The 19,214-nt window shown below is 61.6% G+C and carries 19 protein-coding genes and 1 other RNA gene; 8 read left to right on the forward strand and 12 right to left on the reverse strand.

The window, feature by feature from the left end; all coding sequences use genetic code 11:
• Positions 1-355 precede the first annotated feature (355 nt).
• Positions 356-1,381: an aspartate carbamoyltransferase gene (locus FEU76_RS14320; RefSeq protein ID WP_016915646.1), complete on the forward strand. Its 1,026-nt coding sequence runs from the start codon at positions 356-358 to the stop codon at positions 1,379-1,381.
• A gap of 27 nt (positions 1,382-1,408) precedes the next feature.
• Here the strand turns inward: FEU76_RS14320 and ruvX are convergent, their stop codons facing one another.
• The 7 genes from ruvX to FEU76_RS14355 all read right to left on the reverse strand — a co-directional run bounded on the left by ruvX (position 1,409) and on the right by FEU76_RS14355 (position 6,123).
• Entirely contained in the window at positions 1,409-1,864 is a 456-nt protein-coding gene (gene ruvX, locus FEU76_RS14325; protein WP_016915645.1) for a Holliday junction resolvase RuvX, read from the reverse strand.
• 18 nt (positions 1,865-1,882) lie between these two features.
• A complete protein-coding gene (locus tag FEU76_RS14330; RefSeq protein WP_039179223.1) occupies positions 1,883-2,440 on the reverse strand; it encodes a YqgE/AlgH family protein in 558 nt (185 codons plus the stop codon).
• Between the two features lie 40 nt (positions 2,441-2,480).
• The gene (gene gshB / locus FEU76_RS14335; protein WP_039179303.1) at positions 2,481-3,446 is read right to left on the reverse strand and encodes a glutathione synthase; all 966 of its coding nucleotides are present in this window, start codon (positions 3,444-3,446) and stop codon (positions 2,481-2,483) included.
• A 69-nt stretch (positions 3,447-3,515) separates the two neighbouring features.
• Positions 3,516-4,220: a CvfB family protein gene (locus FEU76_RS14340; RefSeq protein WP_039179221.1), complete on the reverse strand. Its 705-nt coding sequence runs from the start codon at positions 4,218-4,220 to the stop codon at positions 3,516-3,518.
• Between the two features lie 138 nt (positions 4,221-4,358).
• Entirely contained in the window at positions 4,359-5,126 is a 768-nt protein-coding gene (locus tag FEU76_RS14345) for a 16S rRNA (uracil(1498)-N(3))-methyltransferase (RefSeq protein WP_144983910.1), read from the reverse strand.
• Between the two features lie 3 nt (positions 5,127-5,129).
• Entirely contained in the window at positions 5,130-5,639 is a 510-nt protein-coding gene (secB, locus tag FEU76_RS14350) for a protein-export chaperone SecB (RefSeq protein ID WP_016915640.1), read from the reverse strand.
• Between the two features lie 61 nt (positions 5,640-5,700).
• On the reverse strand, positions 5,701-6,123 hold the full coding sequence (locus FEU76_RS14355; RefSeq protein ID WP_016915639.1) for a rhodanese-like domain-containing protein: 423 nt from the start codon (positions 6,121-6,123) through the stop codon (positions 5,701-5,703).
• Positions 6,124-6,375: 252 nt separating this feature from the next.
• On the opposite strand from FEU76_RS14355, the gene gpmI reads away from it, so the two are divergent.
• The 3 genes from gpmI (at position 6,376) to FEU76_RS14370 (ending at position 10,470) form a co-directional block, all read left to right on the forward strand.
• Positions 6,376-7,938, forward strand: a complete 1,563-nt coding sequence (gpmI, locus tag FEU76_RS14360; RefSeq protein ID WP_144983913.1) for a 2,3-bisphosphoglycerate-independent phosphoglycerate mutase — start codon at positions 6,376-6,378, stop codon at positions 7,936-7,938.
• Positions 7,938-9,074, forward strand: a complete 1,137-nt coding sequence (locus FEU76_RS14365; RefSeq protein ID WP_144983916.1) for a murein hydrolase activator EnvC family protein — start codon at positions 7,938-7,940, stop codon at positions 9,072-9,074. The genes gpmI and FEU76_RS14365 overlap by 1 nt, the downstream gene beginning before the upstream one ends.
• 100 nt (positions 9,075-9,174) lie before the next feature.
• The gene (locus FEU76_RS14370) at positions 9,175-10,470 is read left to right on the forward strand and encodes a S41 family peptidase (protein WP_144983919.1); all 1,296 of its coding nucleotides are present in this window, start codon (positions 9,175-9,177) and stop codon (positions 10,468-10,470) included.
• Here the strand turns inward: FEU76_RS14370 and FEU76_RS14375 are convergent.
• The 4 genes from FEU76_RS14375 to FEU76_RS14390 form a co-directional block, all read right to left on the reverse strand.
• The gene (locus FEU76_RS14375; protein ID WP_144983922.1) at positions 10,467-11,720 is read right to left on the reverse strand and encodes a UbiH/UbiF/VisC/COQ6 family ubiquinone biosynthesis hydroxylase; all 1,254 of its coding nucleotides are present in this window, start codon (positions 11,718-11,720) and stop codon (positions 10,467-10,469) included. The genes FEU76_RS14370 and FEU76_RS14375 overlap by 4 nt on opposite strands.
• Positions 11,721-11,770: 50 nt before the next feature.
• Complete coding sequence (gene ubiH, locus FEU76_RS14380; protein WP_016915633.1) at positions 11,771-13,015, reverse strand: 2-octaprenyl-6-methoxyphenyl hydroxylase; 1,245 nt, start codon at positions 13,013-13,015, stop codon at positions 11,771-11,773.
• A 94-nt stretch (positions 13,016-13,109) separates the two neighbouring features.
• On the reverse strand, positions 13,110-14,447 hold the full coding sequence (gene pepP / locus FEU76_RS14385) for a Xaa-Pro aminopeptidase (RefSeq protein ID WP_144983925.1): 1,338 nt from the start codon (positions 14,445-14,447) through the stop codon (positions 13,110-13,112).
• A 36-nt stretch (positions 14,448-14,483) separates the two neighbouring features.
• A complete protein-coding gene (locus FEU76_RS14390; protein ID WP_081193777.1) occupies positions 14,484-15,062 on the reverse strand; it encodes a UPF0149 family protein in 579 nt (192 codons plus the stop codon).
• A 168-nt stretch (positions 15,063-15,230) separates the two neighbouring features.
• Between FEU76_RS14390 and FEU76_RS14395 the strand changes: the two genes are divergently transcribed.
• From FEU76_RS14395 to FEU76_RS14405, 3 genes are all read left to right on the forward strand, one after another.
• Entirely contained in the window at positions 15,231-15,539 is a 309-nt protein-coding gene (locus FEU76_RS14395; RefSeq protein WP_039179187.1) for a cell division protein ZapA, read from the forward strand.
• A gap of 59 nt (positions 15,540-15,598) precedes the next feature.
• Positions 15,599-15,780, forward strand: a non-coding RNA gene (ssrS, locus tag FEU76_RS14400) — 6S RNA.
• Positions 15,781-15,800: 20 nt separating this feature from the next.
• Positions 15,801-16,421: a 5-formyltetrahydrofolate cyclo-ligase gene (locus tag FEU76_RS14405; protein WP_144983928.1), complete on the forward strand. Its 621-nt coding sequence runs from the start codon at positions 15,801-15,803 to the stop codon at positions 16,419-16,421.
• A gap of 399 nt (positions 16,422-16,820) precedes the next feature.
• Here the strand turns inward: FEU76_RS14405 and ilvA are convergent, their stop codons facing one another.
• Complete coding sequence (gene ilvA, locus FEU76_RS14410; RefSeq protein WP_039179180.1) at positions 16,821-18,335, reverse strand: threonine ammonia-lyase, biosynthetic; 1,515 nt, start codon at positions 18,333-18,335, stop codon at positions 16,821-16,823.
• 157 nt (positions 18,336-18,492) lie between these two features.
• Here ilvA and rpiA point away from each other — a divergent pair, with 157 nt between their 5' ends.
• A complete protein-coding gene (rpiA, locus tag FEU76_RS14415; protein ID WP_039179177.1) occupies positions 18,493-19,167 on the forward strand; it encodes a ribose-5-phosphate isomerase RpiA in 675 nt (224 codons plus the stop codon).
• Positions 19,168-19,214 lie beyond the last annotated feature (47 nt).

The following is a 19,214-nucleotide window of genomic DNA, read 5'->3' on the forward strand; positions in this document are numbered from 1 at the left end:
GTGTTGCCTCAGCGAGGAAGGCGTATTCTACGCATTCCGTGGTGTTTGTCAAGGGCTGTTTTCAGCGAGTGAAGCGAGCGATCAATCCAACCAACAGATGACGCTAACTTCCTGACAAACCGAAGGTTTTTCAACCTTCTTCACCGCTGGTAACGCTTGGCGTCCCCGGCAGCGGATGCGTACTTTACGGATTCGCTGCCGGGTTGGCAAGGGGTATTTACCAAATAGTCAAAAAAAGTCGCCCACGCGATCACACAACTCGTGGAAAGCACTTCGGCGCTTACTGTTTGGCGGTTACACTTGGCACTCCGCAACATTCGCCACATCTATTGCACCTACGGATATGAGGTCTTCGATGAGCCAGCACTTGTTAACCGTCGATTCATTAAATCGCGAAAGCGTTGATCACCTGTTACGGGTGGCCGCACGCATGGAGCCGATTGCCAGTCGCCGTCAGGTCACGCGAGTGCTGGAAGGTGCGGTACTGGGCAACCTGTTCTTCGAAGCCAGTACGCGGACGCGGGTGAGTTTCAATGCGGCTTTCTGCCGTCTGGGAGGCAGTGTCTGTGACACCACGGGCTTTACCTTCTCGTCCATGGCCAAGGGCGAATCCTTGTACGACACCAGCAGGGTAATGAGCGGCTACTGTGATGCCATCGTCATGCGCCACCCGGATCAAGGGTCGGTTGCCGAGTTTGCCGCCGCAACGCATGTGCCGGTCATCAACGGTGGTGATGGTCCGGGTGAGCACCCAAGCCAGGCGCTGCTGGACCTTTATACCATCGACAAGGAGTTCCAGCGGTTGGGCAAGCGCCTGAGTGGTGCCCACATTCTACTGACCGGGGATTTGAAATACGGGCGCACGGTGCATTCGCTGATCAAGCTGCTGTCGCTTTATGATCCGCTGCGGATAACGCTGGTCTCCCCACCCGGCCTGGAAATGCCGTCTTATCTGGTGGATCTGGTGGCATCGCGGGGCCATCGCATCGAGCAGCGCGACTCCCTGGCCAGCGACTTCTCGGATCTGGACGTCGTCTATACGACACGCATCCAGAAGGAGCGCTTCACGGATGAAATGAACGAGAGCTTCCAGGGGCTTTCCGATGACTTCATGGTCAATCGCGATTTTCTGGATCACCGCTGCAGCCAAAGCACGATCGTGATGCACCCGCTACCGCGCGATAGCCGTCCAGGCGCCAATGATTTGAACGTCGATTTGAATGGCGATCCGCGCCTGGCGATCTTCCGCCAGACAGATAACGGCATCCCCATGCGGATGGCCATTTTTGCCACGCTCTTGAAAGTGGACGAGCTGATCGAGCAGGACATGCGGCCAGTACGCTGGTTCGTACCGCCGCAAATTGGCACGCTGGACCGCTGAGGAGCAGACGGCTGAGCAGCTAAACGCTCAGTGCGCGGTTCGCCCACCGGGAAGGCCTTCTCGGTGGGCGAACCAGCCTTCCAGAATCAGCACGGCAGCGATGCCGTCCACGCTCTGCTGACGATAGTTGCCGCGATGTCCCGATGCGTGGGCGATCTGCTTGGCTTCACGGGTAGAGCCACGCTCATCGACCATTTCGCACGGCTTGCCATAACGCCCATGCAGGCGGTTGCCAAACTTGCGCGCACGGGTACTCATGGGCGATTCGCTACCATCCATGTTCAACGGTAGCCCGACCACGAACAGGTCGGGCTGCCACTCCTGAACCAGACGAGACACCACGTTCCAGTCAGGAATGCCATCCCGTGCAGGGAGAGGCGTCAGCTCGCGGGCGCTATTGAGCAGCTCATTGCCTACCGCCACACCGATGCGCCGCGTTCCATAATCGAATGCCAGGATCAGGCGCTCCCCACTGTCGGCCATCGCGTTACTGCCCCTTCGTCATGCGTGACCGGCGTCACGGGTCATCAGGTTGAGATCGACGCCCAGCAGGCCAGCGGCAGCGGCCAAGCGCTCGGCGGGAGGGGTGTCGAACAGCACGCTTGGCTGGCCCTCCACCGTCAACCAGGCGTTGTCCTTGAGCTCATCCTCCAGCTGTCCTACTTCCCAGCCCGCGCACCCCAGGCACACGAGGAAGTGCTCTGGCCCCGTGCCATCCGCCAGCGCCTGAAGAATATCCATGGACGTGGTGAGGGCAATGCCATCTTCTACCTGGACGCTGGAATCCCACGCCTGGCTATCCCCTTCGTGAAGGATAAAGCCACGGTCTTTATGGGTGGGGCCACCGTAATAGACAGGCGCATTGCGGTGCGGGCTCTCATCGCCCCCCAAGGAGAGCTGTTCGAACAGCGCATCCAGCGTGATTTCCAGAGGGCGGTTGGTAATCACCCCCATGCAACCATTGTGGTCATGGTCACACAAGTACACCAGGCTGCCCGCAAAGTTGGGGTCGTCCAGATGCGGCATGGCCATTAAAAAATGGTGTTTTAAGCTTTGCATGCGTCTCCTATGGCTTGCCGCTGAATCAGCAAGTCGGGCGTTATTGGGCGGAAGCAAGGCGACGCTCGATGGCGTCCAGCAGCATGCCGGCGATGTCGGTGCCACGCTGATCGTCGATTTCCCGCACGCAGGTGGGGCTGGTCACGTTGATCTCGGTGATGTAGTCACCGATGACATCCAGACCCACGAACATCAGCCCTTTCTCACGGATCAGCGGCTGTACCTGCTGGATCAGCCAGTGATCACGCTCGGTCAGCTCGCGACTCACGCCACGCCCACCGGCGGCCAGGTTGCCGCGGGTCTCTCCCGCCGAGGGGATGCGCGCCAGCCCGAAGGGCACAGGCTCGCCATCGACCAGCAGAATACGGGTATCGCCGTGTTTGATTTCCGGCAAGTAGCGCTGCGCCATGATCTGACGCTGACCGCGCAGCGTCAGCTGCTCGATGACGGCGCCAATGTTGCGGCCATCAGGGCCGATATGAAAAATGCCCGTGCCACCCATGCCGTCGAGCGGCTTGAAGATCACGTCGCCATGCTCGGCGTGGAAGGCACGCAGCACGTCATCACGGCTGGCCACGACCGTTGGCGCGCAGCATTGCGGAAACTGCTGGGCAAAGAGCTTCTCGTTACACTGCAGCAAGGCGGCGGTGGGGTTCACCACCAGCACTCCCTCGCGTTCGGCAAAGCCCAGCAGGTGCACCGCATTGATGAACTCGGCATCTACCGGCGGATCCTTGCGCATCAGCACGGCGTCCAATTCTGCCAGTGGCCGCTGAACTGCTTCGCCAAGGTCGTACCAATGCGCAGGATCACGATGCACGGTCAATGGACGCATGCGTGCGTAGGCCTGCCCTGCGTTCAAGAACAGATCGTCCTGCTCCATGTAGTGCAAGGTATAGCCGCGCTCCTGGGCAGCCCACAGCATCGCCAGGGTGGTGTCTTTCTTGTAGGCGATGTCACTGATCGGGTCCATCACGACACCGAGATGCAACGTTGAGTGGCTCATCGAAATACCGTCCATGCAGGAACAATCATTATTCAGTATGCCGTACTGCAGGCACGGCTCCAACCGCGGCTATTTGTCTGCGGTTTCGGAGAGCGCGCCAGGCACCAGGCGAATGGCATCGGGGGCCAGGGTGATCAGCTGTTGCTTGTAAAGCCGCCCGATCGCTTGTTTGTAGGCGCTCTTGCTCACCCCAAGACGCGCCTTGATGGCGTGGGCATCGCTTTTATCGCCCAGCGGCAAGTAGCCGCCGCTTTCGCGCAGCGCTTGCAGTATCTTGTCACCCACCACATCGAGGCGTGCCGCCCCCGGCGGCAGCAGCGAGATATCGACTCGGCCATCCTCGCGACGCTGTTTTACATAGCCTTTCAGCGTCTGCCCTCGGCGCAGCGGCTGGGTCATGTCGTCCTGATAGATCAATCCCCAGTAACGGTGCTCGACCACCACTTTCATGCCCAGGTCCGTGCGATCGGCCACCACTACCGTGACCTCATCACCCTGCGACAGCGCCCAGGCGTCGTCGCTCAGGAAGCGGTCCAATCGCATGGATGCCACGGGACGCCCCTGGTCATCGCTATACAGCATGACCAGTACGCGCTTGCCGGGATCCGGGCGAAAACGCTGTTCGCTATAGGGCAGCAGCACGTCCTTGGGCTGGCCCCAACGCAGAAAGGCGCCCGTACTGTTCACTGCCGTCACGGTCAAGTAAGCGACTTCTCCCAGCTGGGCAGTCGCATCGCTGGCAGAACGGGGAGAGGCATGGGACTCACGGGCCATGGAGGTGTCCTTGCGAAGGGTTGAGAATCGGTAGCGTACCTTGCTCACGCTAGCCAAAGCGAGGCCGTATTCGGCCTGACAGCCTGCTATACAAAAGCCGCTGCCACAGAGAATGCGGCAGCGGCTGACAGTAAGCGCTTACAAATCGCCGAAATGATGCTGCAGGAGGGTCAGCGCGACGACCGGTGCGGTTTCCGTACGCAGTACACGGGGCCCTAATGTCAGCGGCGTAAAGCCGCTGGCGGTGGCCCCAGCGATATCGGTCTCGCTGAGCCCTCCTTCGGGGCCAATCAGCAACGCTGCCGAAGCGGGCCGAGACGACTTTGCAAAGCCATTGCCCGTGGCCAGATGAAGCATCAGGCGCAGCGGCTCTTGCCGTTCGGCCAGCCACTCCTCCAGCCCCTGCGGCGGGTATACGGGAGGCACCACTGCACGCCCACTTTGCTCGCAGGCGCTGGCAGCCACCGCCTGCCAATGGGCCAGCTTCTTCTCTTCTCGGTCGCCTTTCAGGCGAACATCCCCCCGCTCGGTATAGAGTGGGGTGATGGCAGCGACGCCCAACTCCACGGCTTTCTGAATGGCATAGTCCATGCGATCTCCCTTGGAAATCGCCTGGCCCAGATGCACCGCTAGCGGAGACTCCGCGCTGCCTGGCCATACCGACTCGACGGTTGCGGTGGTCTGTTTTCGCCCCACCTCCGCCAGCCGAACGCCTGCCTCCAGGCCCGCCCCGTCGAACAGGATCAGTGCCGCGCCCTCACCCATGCGCAGCACGCGGGTAACGTGCCTGGCAGGGCCTTCCGGCAGCGTGACGGTTGCCCCGACACGCAGCTCGGTGGGCACATGAAGGCGCGGCATCTTGCCGTGCGTGGCGAGCCAGTGTGCTGCCGAATGCGCTTCGAGCATGGCTTAGTGGGTGTTCTCGGCAGCCTGGCTTGCCTGCTGCGCTTCACGCTGCTTGCGCTGGGCGTACATGGCTTCGAAGTTGACCGGCGCCAGCATCAGCGCAGGGAAGCCGCCACGGTTGACCAGGTTGTCGATGCACTCACGGGCGTAAGGAAACAGCAGGTTAGGACAGAAGGCGCCTAACGTCTGCTCCAGCTGCGCACCTTCGATGCCGGAAATACGGAACAGGCCAGCCTGCTCGACTTCGGCCAGGAACGACGTGGTGCCGGACTCGCTGTCATTCACCTGGGCGGTGACCTTGACCACGACTTCGTACTGGTCGTCAGCCACTTTCTGGCTGGTAGTGTTCAGATCCAGATTGACCTTGGGCTTGAACGCCTGCTTGAACACGGAAGGAGAGTTCGGCGCTTCGAAGGAAATGTCTTTCACGTAAATACGCTGCAAAGAGAATTTCAGCTGCGGCTTTTCGCCTTCAGCGGCACCGGCCTGCGGGGTGTTGTTATCTTCCGCCATGGGAGACTCCTCGTTATTCATTCAATAAAAAAGCGTGCGGCCCAGAGGCCGCTTTCGTCGTTTACTTCTTCACTACGGGAAGGCCATCGGCCTGCCACTGCATCATGCCACCACGCAACTTCGTGGCCCGCTCGAAGCCCGCCTTGACCAGCTTGGCTTGTGCGGCACCCGAGCTTTGGCCATGCTTGCACACCACGATGATCGGCTGGCTTTTGACTTTCTCCAGCTCGTTCATGCGGCTATCGAGGCTGCTCTGCGGAATGTTGCGTGCACCGGCGATATGCCCCGCCTTGAAGTCTTTGCTTTCACGAATGTCCACCACCACCGCATCTTCGCGGTTGATGAGCTGGGTGGCCTGGCTAGAGGACACGGCATTCGAGGCAGCGCTACGCGTTTCGTAAACAATCCACGCCGTGAGCACCAGCAAAAATGCCCCCACCAACAGGGGGTGGTTCATTACGAATTCGAACAGCTGATCGATCATCGCGAACACAATCTCTTGGTCTATGCAGAAAAAAGCGGCCTGGCCGCCATCAGAAACGCGACAAGTATACACGTCACAGGGCATACCGCGCAGGCCATGACGCCCAGCGGCTGCCTGCGTTATGATGCCCCAAGCACGCGCCCGCCGCGACCCTGTTTCTCAGGTACTGTCTGAAAACTGGCTGAATGGCCATTGCCAGCGTTTCAAACAGCACTTTTCGTTGCTTGGCTGACCCATATAACGAGGTTTCTCATGGCATCATCTGCACCACGCCCCGTCGCCCTGATCATCCTGGACGGCTATGGCCACAACCCCGATAGCGCACATAACGCCGTGGCTGCCGCCCATACCCCGAACATGGATGCTCTGTGGGCCAAACGCCCCCACGCCTTCGTACACACCGATGGCCGCCATGTGGGGCTGCCCGATGGGCAGATGGGCAACTCGGAAGTGGGCCACATGAACCTGGGAGCTGGGCGCATCGTGTACCAGGACTTCACGCGAATCACCAAGGCCATCGAGGATGGCGACCTGGATACCAATGGCGTGCTGACCAAACCTATCGACGACGCCGTGGCCAACGGCAACGCGGTACATTTGCTGGGCCTGCTCTCCCCTGGAGGCGTACACAGCCATGAAGACCACTTCATTGCCGTCGCGGAACTGGCAGCACGGCGCGGCGCTCAGCGAATCTACGTGCACGCCTTCCTGGATGGCCGCGATATGCCCCCGCAAAGCGCGCTGGCCTCCATCGAGCGCGCCAATGCCCGGCTTGCCGAACTGGTCGGTGCCGACAACGGCTTCGTGGCCTCCATCATTGGCCGCTTCTTCGCCATGGACAGAGACAACCGCTGGGAGCGGGTCGAGCAGGCCTACCGCCTGCTCACTGAAGGGCACGCCGAGCATACCGCCACCAGCGCTGAAAGCGGCCTGCGGGATGCCTACGCGCGTGGTGAAACCGACGAGTTCGTGGCGGCCACCAGCGTTCCCGTCAACGGTAGCGCCATGACGTTACAAGATGGCGACGCGGCGATTTTTCTGAACTTCCGCTCTGACCGGGCCCGCGAACTGACCCGCGCCTTCACCGATGCAGATTTTACCGGTTTCCAGCGCCAGACCCGGCCTGCCCTGGCGGGTGACGGCCTGGTGATGATGACCCAGTACGCCGCCGACATTGCCGCTCCGGCGGCGTTCCCCCCCACCGACCTCACCGATACGCTGGGCGAAGTGGTGTCCAAGCGCGGCCTGACCCAGCTGCGCATCGCCGAAACCGAGAAGTACCCTCATGTGACGTTCTTTTTCTCGGGGGGTAACGAAGCCGAGTATGACGGCGAAGAACGTATCCTGGTGCCGTCGCCTCGTGATGTGAAAACCTACGACGAAAAGCCGGAAATGAGCGCGTTCGACATCACCGACAAGCTGGTGGACGCCATCGACAGCGGCCGCTTCGACCTGATGGTGTGCAACTACGCCAACGGCGACATGGTCGGTCACACGGGGGATTTTGCCGCCGCCGTCAAGGCCATTGAAACCGTCGACACCTGCGTTGGGCGGGTCGTGGAGGCCATCGAGCGGGCCGGTGGCGCCTGCCTGATCACCGCCGACCACGGCAATGCCGAACAGATGGTGCACCCGGTGACCGGCGAGCCGCAAACCGCTCACACCACCTTCGTGGTACCGCTGATCTACGTCGGTGAGCGCGAGGCTCAGCTGTCGGACGGCCGTCTGTGCGATTTGGCACCCACGCTGCTGGCGATGATGCATCAGCCACAGCCAGACGCGATGACGGGCCAGTCACTGCTGCGCTTCGCCTAATGCCATCGTGGCAACGGCTGCCCTTGCTGGCGCTGCTGATGCTGGGCACGCCCGCTGCCGTCGCGCAGGATGAGCGTGCCGCCCAGCAGCAGCTGGATGCGCTGGGCCAGCAAATCGATGCCATGACCCAGCAGTTGGGCGTGACGGACCAGGCCCGTGACAGCGCCCAACAGGCTCTGCGTGCCGTCGAGACGGAGCTGGCCCAAACGCACCAGCGTCTGGACCAGCTGCAGGGGGAACGCCGCCAACTGAACGAAGAGAGCGAGCAACTGCGCCAGCACCGTGAGCGGCTCGAGCAGGAACGAGCGGCGCAATACGCAGCGCTGGGCCAGCAGCTGGCGGCCCTCTACCGGCTGGGGCCCACCCCTCAGCTCAAGCTGCTGTTGAACCAGAGCAACCCCGCCGAGCTGGACCGCATGCAGGCCTACTTGAACCGCTTGACGCAGGCGCGGCAACGTCGCCTGGGCGACATTGCCCGCCTGGATACCGCGCTGGTGGATACCGAGCGGGCGCTGGCCGAGCGCCAGACCCGGCTGGATACCCTGGCGGACGAGCTGGAAGCACAGAGTGCGCTGCTGGCCCGCCGCACGGAGGAGCGGCGCAGCGTCGTGACCACGCTGGATGACCGTTACGAGAGCGAAGCCGACCGTCTGGCCGATCTCAGCCAGAGCCGCGAGCAGGCCGAACAGCAGCTACGCGCCATCCAGGCCGAGCTTGCCCGACTGGCCGAGCCGACGCCCTCCACCAACATCACCCGCACCCAGGGCGACCTGCCCTGGCCAGTACAGGGCGCCATCACGGCCAGCTTCCAACGCCGTCAGGGCGTGCATTACAACGGTATCGTGATTCAAGCGGGCGCCGGCACGGCGGTCACGGCCGTCCACTCTGGGCGGGTGGTCTTTGCGGACTGGATGCGGGGGTTCGGCAACCTGATGATCATCGATCATGGTGATCAGATCATGACCCTGTATGCCCATCTTCAGCAGTTCGATGCCCGCCCGGGCCAGCAAGTGAACCGAGGCGACCGCATCGGCCGAGTGGGCAACAGCGGAGGGCAGCCTTCGTCCGCGCTCTATTTCGAAGTGCGGCGAGGGGGCGCACCAATTAACCCGCAACGTTGGATTGCACGACGTTGACGGGATAAGCTGATAGCAGCGGCATCCATGAAGGTGTCGCGCCAATCGTCTCAACCCCTGCGGCGCCCTGCGGCGCTGCCTTTCGCCTTGCGGAGTACGCATGACGCTATCTGTAACCGAGGTATCGGCCCCTGCCAAGCGTTTCTTGGCGACCCTGCTTCCGCTCGCGCTGCTGGCAGCTCCCTTACCCTTGGCGGCTCAAACGACCAATAGCGTCGCCGACGACCTTCCGCTGGAAGAGATCCAGACCTTCGCCGAGGTGTTCGAACGCATCAAACGGGCCTATGTCGAGGAAGTGGATGATCGCACGCTGCTGCGCAATGCCATGCGTGGCATGCTCAGCGAGCTGGACCCTCACTCGGCCTACCTGGATGCCAACGAGTACCAGAGCCTTCGCGAGTCCACCCAGGGCGAGTTCGGCGGCATCGGCATCGAAGTCGGCACCGAGAATGGTCAACTCATGGTGATCACTCCCATCGACGATACACCGGCCTCCCGCGCGGGCCTGCTGTCGCGGGACATCATCATCGCCATCGATGGCACACCCACCGATAACCTCTCCTTGCAGGAAGCCGTCAACCTGATGCGGGGCGAGCCGGGCAGCCAGCTGCGGCTGTCCATTCTGCGCGCGGGCGAAGATACCCCACGAGACCTTACGCTGACCCGTGAAATCATCCGTAGCGAAAGCGTGCGCCATGAAACCCTGGAGCCTGGCTACGGCTATTTACGTATCAGCCAGTTCCAATCACGCACGCCGGAGCAGGCACGCCGCGCCCTCGAGCGCATGGCACGCGAACAGCCGCTCGAAGGCCTGATTCTGGATTTACGTAACAACCCTGGCGGGGTACTGCAGGCGGCGGTGGGCGTGGCCGATCTCTTCCTGGATAGCGGGCTGATCGTGTATACCGAAGGTCGCCTGTCGGATACCGAGATGTCCTTTTCGGCATCGCCCGATACGCCTGCGCGTGATGTACCGCTCGTGGTGCTGATCAACAGCGGCAGCGCCTCCGCCGCAGAGATCGTGGCGGGTGCGCTTCAGGACCAGCGCCGTGGAGTCATCATGGGCACCGAAAGCTTTGGCAAAGGGTCGGTGCAGCAGATCATGCCGCTAGGCAATGGCGAAGGGCTGAAGCTGACCACGGCGCTGTACTACACGCCCAATGGCCGCTCCATCCAGGCCCAGGGCATCGAGCCGGACGTGGAAGTGGTGCGTGGCCGCCTGGAAGTGGCCGAAAGCCGCCGTGAACTGCGCGAAGCCGACCTGGAAGGGCATCTGGGCAGTCAGAACCAGCCTCGCGAGCGCGCTGCCATGTCGCAGCGGTTGCGCGACGACTATCAGCTCAGCGAAGCGCTCAACCTGTTGAAAGCGCTCAATGTTGTCGACCGGCGCCGCTAACGGCACGTGCTCGGCAGGCGACCTCTTTCACCGGTGGCCTGCCGCATGATGAGCCGCTTGAGTGGCACCCACTGGTTCATGCCTCTCATGCCGACATTACGCAGCAGGGTCAGGCCCGGCTGCTGACTGCCAAACAGCCCCTTGAAGCCCTTCATCAGGGCCAGCATGGCCGTATTGTCGGGACGACGGCGGCGTTCGTAGCGCGACAGGATGGTCAGGCTGCCCCAGGGCGAGCCACGCCGCCAGGCAGCAACCACTTCTTCCGCCAACACCGCCGCATCCATCAGCCCAAGGTTCACCCCTTGCCCCGCCAAGGGGTGAATGCTGTGCGCCGCATCCCCCACCAGGGCAAAGTGCTCCTGCACATAGCGGCGGGCGTGGCGTTGTACCAGCGCAAAGCGATAGGCTCGATCAAGCACCGTGACAGCCCCCAGACGGTGATCGAAGGCGCGACCCAAGTCCTCTCCCAGCGCTTGCGGTGCCAGCGACTCAAGCCGGGCCGCCTGCTCGGGTGGCACGGACCACACAATCGAGCACAGCCGATCATCGCCGTCCACGGTCAACGGCAGGAAAGCCAGCGGGCTGCCGCTTACGAAGGCCTGACGGGCCGTCGCTCCATGGGCGTGCTCACAGCGCACGGTGGTGACCACCGCTTCCTGGCCCATGGACTCCTCTGCCACCTCGATGCCCGCCAGTTCGCGCAGCACAGAGCGCGCACCATCGGCCGCCACCAGCAGCGGGGTTTCCAGCTGGCGGCCATCCTCCAATACCAGCCAGCGCCCTTTGGAACTGGTCTGCAGCGCGGAGACGCGCACGCCATTCAGCCGGGTCAACGTCGGCAGGTTGGCCAGCTGTGCATTGAGTGCGGCCAGGGTCACGTCGTTCTCGACGATATGCCCCAGCACGGCGGTGCCCGCCTCGTCCGCCGAAAAGTGGATGTTGCCACTGCCCTCGGCGTCCCATACCTGCATGTAACGGTAAGGAGTGATACGCCTCGCCGCCATGGCAGGCCAGGCGCCCAGATGGTTCAACAGCCGCTGTGACACCGGCGTCAGGGCGCTGACACGGGGCGCCGGTAGCGCCTGGGCCACCCCTTCCAACTGCAGAGGCTTCTCACGGGCCTCGACCAGCGCGACCTGCATACCAGCCTTGGCCAGCAACCCTGCCACGCTGGCCCCGACCATGCCGGCCCCCACCACCACCGCATCGAAACGCGTGACCGTGGTTCCCTGTTCTGCTTGAATCGTCATAGCCAATCCTTAATGTGTCAGCGCCAGTGGTGCGCGCTATCGTCCCAGCGCTATCGTTCTAGCCCCATGGCTCGCCGTGCCAACCCCCGGCGCAGCGGCCCCACCAGGTTCAGGCCGATCAATCCGGCACCACGGGCATGGGGCAGCAGTGGCAGCGAAGCACCGAACAGCCGCACCAGGCCATCACTGAAACGGATGACGTTGGCACGGTCATGGGCACGACGACGCTCGAAAGCCGCCAGGGTTGCCAGACTGCCCAAGGGCTGCTGGTGTTGGGCAGCCTGGGCCAGCGCCTCGACCAGATCCATCACGGAGCGCAGTGCAAGATTGAAGCCCTGCCCAGCCACGGGGTGCAGCGCGTGCGCAGCATTGCCAAGCACCGCTAGCCCCGGCCTTACCGGCTCTTCGGCAGTCACCAGCGAAAGCGGATAGCAATAACGCTGCCCCAGCCGATTGAAGCGGCCTACCCGGTCGCCGAACGCTTGCTGCAGCTGGCTCAAGAACGCCTGCTCAGACAGCGCCATGCGCGCCTGCTCACCCCCGCTGGGGTGTGTCCAGACCAGCTCCATGGCCTGACCGGGCAAGGGCAACAGCGCAATGGGGCCGTCTGCGGTGAAGCGCTCGTAGGCGACCCCGTGGTGCGGCTGACTGACCCCCACATGGGCAATCACGGCGGTTTGTTCATAAGAGTGACGACGGCTTTGAATGCCCAACTGCTCTTTCAAGCCCGAGCGGCCTCCGTCGGCCAGTAACGTCAGCGTGGCAGTCAGTTCACTGCCATTCGACAGGCGAAGATGATGCTGCCCCCCTGCCTGCGGGGTCAGCGACGTGACCGAGGCGGGGCAGTGCCACTCGATGGGGAGTTGCTGCAATCGACGGTGCAGCACCTGCCCCATCCAGGCGTTGGGAATCACATGCCCCAGCGCCTCGACGCCCAGCTCTTCCGCGCTCAGGCGCGTCGCCCCCAAACGTCCACGCTCGCTGATATGAATGCGCTGGATGGGCGAGGCCTCGGCCTGCATCTCCTGCCACACGCCCAGTTGGCGAAAGCGCTGGGCGGAACCCTCGGCAATGGCGCTGGCACGCGCATCGAAGCTGGGCTGCCAGGTGGCCTGGTCGCTCGTGTCGGGCAGTGCCTTGGCCTCGATGATGGCCACGCGCCAACCAAAACGCTCTATCAGAGGTGCGAGGGCGCACCCCAGGCTGGCGCCTACCAAGCCACCACCCACGATCACGATATCGTGAGTGGCAGGCCGCTCACTGGAAGCTTCTGTTACCGCTGCGGACACCTGCATTCACCTCTCCTGGCTTGGCTGTTCAGCCCACGAGAATCATCGTAACCCATAACGTAATTTACATAAGGACTTCATCAACTTTGTCGACTGGTCACTATTTAGCCATCAATCGTTCAATGGCCTCGACCTGCTTGGGAACTCCGCCGGTGATCACCTCTCCCCCAAGGGCAGTGACCACCACGTTGTCTTCGATACGAATACCGATCCCACGGTAAGCCGTAGGAATATCGTCATCACAAGGGATATACAGGCCGGGCTCAATGGTCAGTACCATGCCCGGTGCCAGCGGCCTGGGCGTGTTTTCATCGAGTCGATAGGTCCCCACATCGTGGACGTCCAGACCCAGCCAGTGCGACGTAGAGTGCAGATAAAAGCGTCGATAGCTCTCGTCATCGATACGTGCCTGCACCTCGCCTTCCAAAAGCCCCAAGTCGATGAGGCCCTTGGTCAAATCGTGCACGACCCCTTGATGAATATCGGCCAAGGTAGCGCCCGGAGCGACGGCGTTCACAGCGCGCTCCTGAGCCTCCAGCACCACCTGGTAGAGCGCTCGCTGGGCATCGCTGAAGCGACCGGAGACCGGGAAAGTGCGGGTGATGTCGCCAGCGTAGAGATCGAACTCGGCGCCCGCATCGATCAGCACCAGCGCCCCTGCCTCCAGCGCATCGCTGTTTTCAATATAGTGCAGCACACAGGCGTTGGCGCCGCCGCCCACGATGGTGCTATAAGCGGGACCACTGGCCCCTTGCCACATGAATGCATGCTCCAGCTCGGCCTGAAGCTGATACTCATGCAGCCCTGCCCGGCAGGTGTGCATGGCACGCACATGGGCCTGAGCAGAAATGGCCGCCGCGTGGCGCAGCAGGGCGATTTCGGCCGGACTCTTGAACAGCCGCATCTCATGGATGAGTGGACGGCAATCCAGCCAGCCTTTCAAGGCAGGCTTGCCTCGGCGCACGCCCGCCTGAGCCTGGGCCAGCGCCTCTTCCAGCAGGCTGGTCGCTTCGGGATTGTCCAGCGGCGCGTAGAGCAGTTCGCGGCCATCGAGCAGCGCTGCCAGTTGCACATCGCGCTGGGCGTTCTCGAAGGCCTGGTCGATCCCCAACTGCTGTTCCACCCCGCCCGCCCCCAACCGTCGGCCCGTCCAGGCCTCCAGCGTGGGGTCCCGGTCCAGGCAGAACACCACGCTGCTACCTTCGGCACGCCCAGGCAGCAGCACCAGCAGGCCGTCGGGCTCTTGCAGGCCCGTGAGGTAGTAAAAGTCGCTCTGCTGTCGGAAGCGGTATTCGCTATCGTGGGAGCGCGTCACCAGCGACGCACCGGGGATCAGCATGGCCGCGTTCGGCGGCAGCTGGGCCATCAGCGCCTCACGCCGCTGGCGGTACTCGTCGGGCCCAATGGGCGCGGGGCGCGGCAATAGCTCAGGCAACATAGTGGCTCCTTGCATATCCTGAAGAACAGTCAGATATCAGTGGACGGGGGCGTCGACCTGCTCGACCTGGGGCTGGCCCGGGTGCTGCTCGGTATACAGCAGCATGGCCGCCATCCGTGCGTGCTCGGTCAGGGCAAACAGATCGTTCTCGTTGTCCGGGCTATCGTCGATATCGGTTTCGATCTGACTCAGCCCCGCCAGGTCTTCGATGGCCTCACGCAGGGTCTGCGACCAGCGCTCTCGCAGCGTGTCATCGGCCACTTCTTCGACGACTTCCATGAAGCCCAACGTCCACTCCTTGAGCCCTTGGGCCTGTTCGGCAAGCGAAAACAGCTCATCCGGCAGCAGCGGCGCGTAGTTCATATCGCTGGCGCTCAAGGCTTCCAGCGTCTGACGTCGCCAGCCCAACAGTCGCTCTGCGCTTGCCTGATCTCGGGGTTGCTCGACACCAAGCCCCAGGCAGACCTCTTCCAGCCACCCTTCGGCGCTCACGTCACGCAGCGCCAGCAGGCCACACAGGCGCCCATCCAGAAAAGCGGGAGACTGCATGCTCCCGTGCAATAAAAATACATCCGCCACGTCAGAAAAATCCTGGCGCTCGTCAATCAATGACATGTTTTGTGCTCGCTTTAGCAAAAGTCAGAGTAAGATTCTGCGCAGAGCGCGGCCGGTACGTGCGTTGACCCCGTACGAGCGGCTCTCTTATAGTGAATATCGTCTATCCATCCTATTTATGTGATGTTAACGCATTGGGGCCCTGACTGGCCCGTGCTGGAGTCAATGATGAGTACCGCCAAGCGGCCAACGAAAGAGATCACCCTATTGGGGCGCAGCTATGTCATTGCCTGCGATAGCGGTCAGGAGGTGCAGCTGGAGCGCGCAGCTCGCTACCTGGACAGAGCCATGCACGGTATTCACGCGCAGAGCAGCGTGTTGGGCAACGAGCGCATTGCCATCATGGCCGCCTTGAACATTACCCATGAATTGCTGGAAGCGCTGGACGAGCACCGCGCGGGTGAGGCCAACCTGAGCCGCTTGAATGAGCGCCTCGAACGAGCGTTGGCAGGTACTCGCAAGCCAACGGACGCGTAAAGAGAGCCGTTCGGGGCATGGATGCTTTGGCATTGGCAGCGCCTCTGTTAGGATAGGGACGTTCTCTGGAATGTGCGCCAGTCGTTATAGTCCCTCGAGCCTATACGCAGTACCAGGGGGCCAAATGCTAGCCAGACCCGTGTGCATGTCCGTGCGTCGGAAAGCCTGACGGTCTGGCTGCGGCCACCCACCTGAACCAATAGGTTCAGGGCCAGAACGACAGCGGCATTCTGGGGAACACTTCAACATGGCCTGATAGCGATGACGCATACGACGCCCGATGAGAAGCAGGCCCTGCGCCGAGAACTCAAACGTAGACGCAAGGCGCTGACCGCCAGACAGCAACAGCAGGCGGCCCGCTCACTCTGCCATCGCCTGAGGCGTCAGCCCGAAATCAGACGCGCCAAACGCATCAGTCTCTACCTGCCGATCCATGGCGAAATCGACCCGACACCCCTGATCGACTGGCTTCGCCAGCGACGCACCACGATCTACCTTCCTGTGCTACGCCCTTTCAGCGCCAATAGCCTATGGTTCGTGCGTTACGACCAGCATACCCCCATGGTCAAGAATCGTTTCGGCATTGCCGAGCCCTGCCCACGGTTTGCTGCCCACCGTGGCCATCGGCTGCCCGCCTGGGCACTGGATACGCTGATCGTACCGCTGGTCGGGTTCGACCAGCAGGCCAACCGCATGGGCATGGGGGGAGGGTTTTACGACCGCAGCCTGGCCTTCATGCGCAGACCTGGCCCGGCTCCCGCCTTGATTGGGGTGGCACACGCTTGCCAACAGGTCGACAGGCTACCGTTGGAGCCCTGGGATATTCCGCTCACGGCCGTGGTCAGCGATCAAGCCACGGTACGCCCCATAAAAAAGGGCTGATCCATGATCAGCCCTCTTGTTTGACCTTTTGCAGGCTCGCGACGTCGATACCGCTCTACCCTGCTACCATCGATCAACTTCCCGATATTGCCTGGGCATAGCCAGTCGCCAAAACCCCCAGTAGAAACACCACGGTTAGCGCCATGACCATATCAGGTTTTCTTCGCCGCATGCCTAATCTCCAACGTCTTTCCAAATGCCGGTAGCCCTGGGTGCGTCACCAAGGGGTTGCCTTTGGAAAGATGACACACCTCATTATTTTCGCCGACGACTATAGGGCTATAAGGGGGGTAGTGACAACCGCTATTGGCACTATTTTCACCCCTTAATTAAACGTTTTAGTCTTGCGAACCTGGCGGGCAGTCCTTGTCTGCGAAGTTAGCAAACACTTACATTCATTTACGCCATGAAAAGCCGATAGGCGGGATTGTCGCTCTCCTGCCAATAGCGGTAACCAATGGCATCCAGGTACTCGGTGACATGGGTTCGGTCCTCACTGGGCACCTGCATGCCCACCAGCACACGGCCGTAAGCGGCGCCGTGATTACGGTAGTGGAACAATGAAATATTCCAGTCATGGGGCAGTTGAGTGAGGAAGTTCATCAAAGCCCCTGGGCGTTCCGGAAACTCGAAACGATAAAGCTCTTCCTCGAAGTGCTCGCTGGGACGACCACCACTGAGATGGCGAATATGCAGCTTTGCCAATTCGTTATCGGTCAAGTCCTCGACCTGATACCCGCCTTCGCGCAGCTTTTCGATCACCGCCAGGCGGTCTTCGCCACCTGGTTTTACCTGCACGCCAACAAAGATATGGGCCTCGCTGTCATCGGCATAACGGTAGCTGAATTCGGTCACCATACGTTTGCCCAGCGTTCGGCAGAACTTCTTGAAGCTGCCAGGCTTTTCAGCAATGGTGACGGCCAGAATGGCTTCACGTTGCTCACCGAGCTCCGTCCGCTCGGCAATATGCTGCAAGCGGTCAAAGTTGGTGTTGGCTCCCGAATTGATGCACAACAGGGTTTCTCCCTCGGCACCGGTCTGCTGCACGTATTTCTTCAGGCCGGCCAACGACAGCGCTCCAGACGTTTCCGCCACGGCACGGGTGTCTTCAAAAATGTCCTTGACCGCCGCGCACATCTCATCGGTGTTCACGGTAATGACATCGTCGATCAGGTCACGCACCAGAGAGAACGGCACGTCGCCAATTTGCGCCACGGCCACGCCTTCTGCAAACACGCCCACCTGCTCCAGCACGACGCGCTCTCCGGCCTCCAGAGCCGCTTTCAAGCAAGCACTATCCTCGGCCTCGACGCCAATGATCTTGATGTCAGGACGCAGGTATTTCACGTAGGCCGCCACCCCGGCAATCAGCCCACCACCGCCTACCGGGATGAAAATCGCATCCAGCCGCCCGCTGTGCTGGCGCAGGATCTCGACCCCGATGGTGCCCTGGCCCGCCACGACGTCGATATCGTCAAACGGCGGAATATAGGTGTAGCCATGCTCCTTGATCAGCTCCTGCGCATGCTCGGCTGCGGCGGCAAAGGCGTCGCCCTTCAGCACCACTTTTGCACCCCGCGCACGTACCGCCTGCACTTTGATATCCGGCGTGATGCGAGGCATCACGATGACGGCCTTCACGCCCATCAATTTGGCCGCCATGGCCAAGCCCTGTGCATGGTTGCCCGCCGAGGCAGCAATCACCCCTTTGGCTTTCTGTTCTTCCGTGAGCTGGGCCATCTTGTTGTAGGCCCCGCGGATCTTGAACGAAAACACCGGCTGCAAGTCTTCGCGCTTGATCAAAATCTGGTTGTTGAAACGACGCGACAAAAAGGGAGCGGGGGAAATAGGCGTCTCGCAGGCCGCTTCGTAGACACGGGCCTGGAGAATCTTTTTGACGGTTGCTTCGAGCATGCTGATATCCCGGAAAAATGGCGTGACCCTGGCGGGTGCGAACAAAACCTCTATTGGTAGCAGATGACAGCCGCCAACGTCTAGCGGCGTTGCCATCGGCAGCGGGCGTTCAGGCCGTTATACTAAGGACGACTGCCCACCCTGATTGGACTCCATCATGACACAAGACGAACTAAAAGCCGCTGTCGCCGATGCCGCGCTCGATGAAATCGAGCCATATCTCGAAAAAAGCACCGTGCTGGGCATTGGCACCGGCTCCACCGCCAACCTGTTCATTGATCGTTTGGGCGCGTTACGCGACCGCTTCAAAGGGGCCGTGGCCAGCTCAGAGGCCAGCGCAGAGCGCTTGAAAGCACAGGGTATCGAGGTCTTCGAACTCAATCACGTTGGCAACGTCCCCTTTTACATCGACGGTGCCGACGAAGTGAATGCTCACTTGCATATGATCAAAGGTGGGGGTGCCGCACTGACGCGTGAAAAGATCGTCGCCGCCTGCGCCGAGCGCTTCATCTGTATTGCCGATGGCTCGAAATACGTCGCCCAGCTCGGCAACTTTCCCCTGCCGGTAGAAGTGATTCCCATGGCGCGCTCTTATGTGGCCCGCGAGCTGGTCAAACTCGGTGCCGAACCCGTTTACCGTCAGGGCGTCATCACCGACAACGGCAACCAGATCATCGACTGCTTCAACTTCATGATCGACGACCCGGTAGCCATGGAAGCGCGTATCAATGGCATCGTCGGCGTAGTCACCAACGGCCTGTTTGCTGCACGCGGTGCCGATGTATTGCTGCTGGGTAAAGCGGATGGCGTAGAGCGCACGGCCTTACGCTAATTTGCCCATGACATCCTTCTGAGGGTCAGTATGACTGGCCCTCTTTT

The organism is Halomonas sp. C22 (assembly GCF_007655045.1).
Lineage (GTDB): Bacteria > Pseudomonadota > Gammaproteobacteria > Pseudomonadales > Halomonadaceae > Vreelandella > Vreelandella hamiltonii.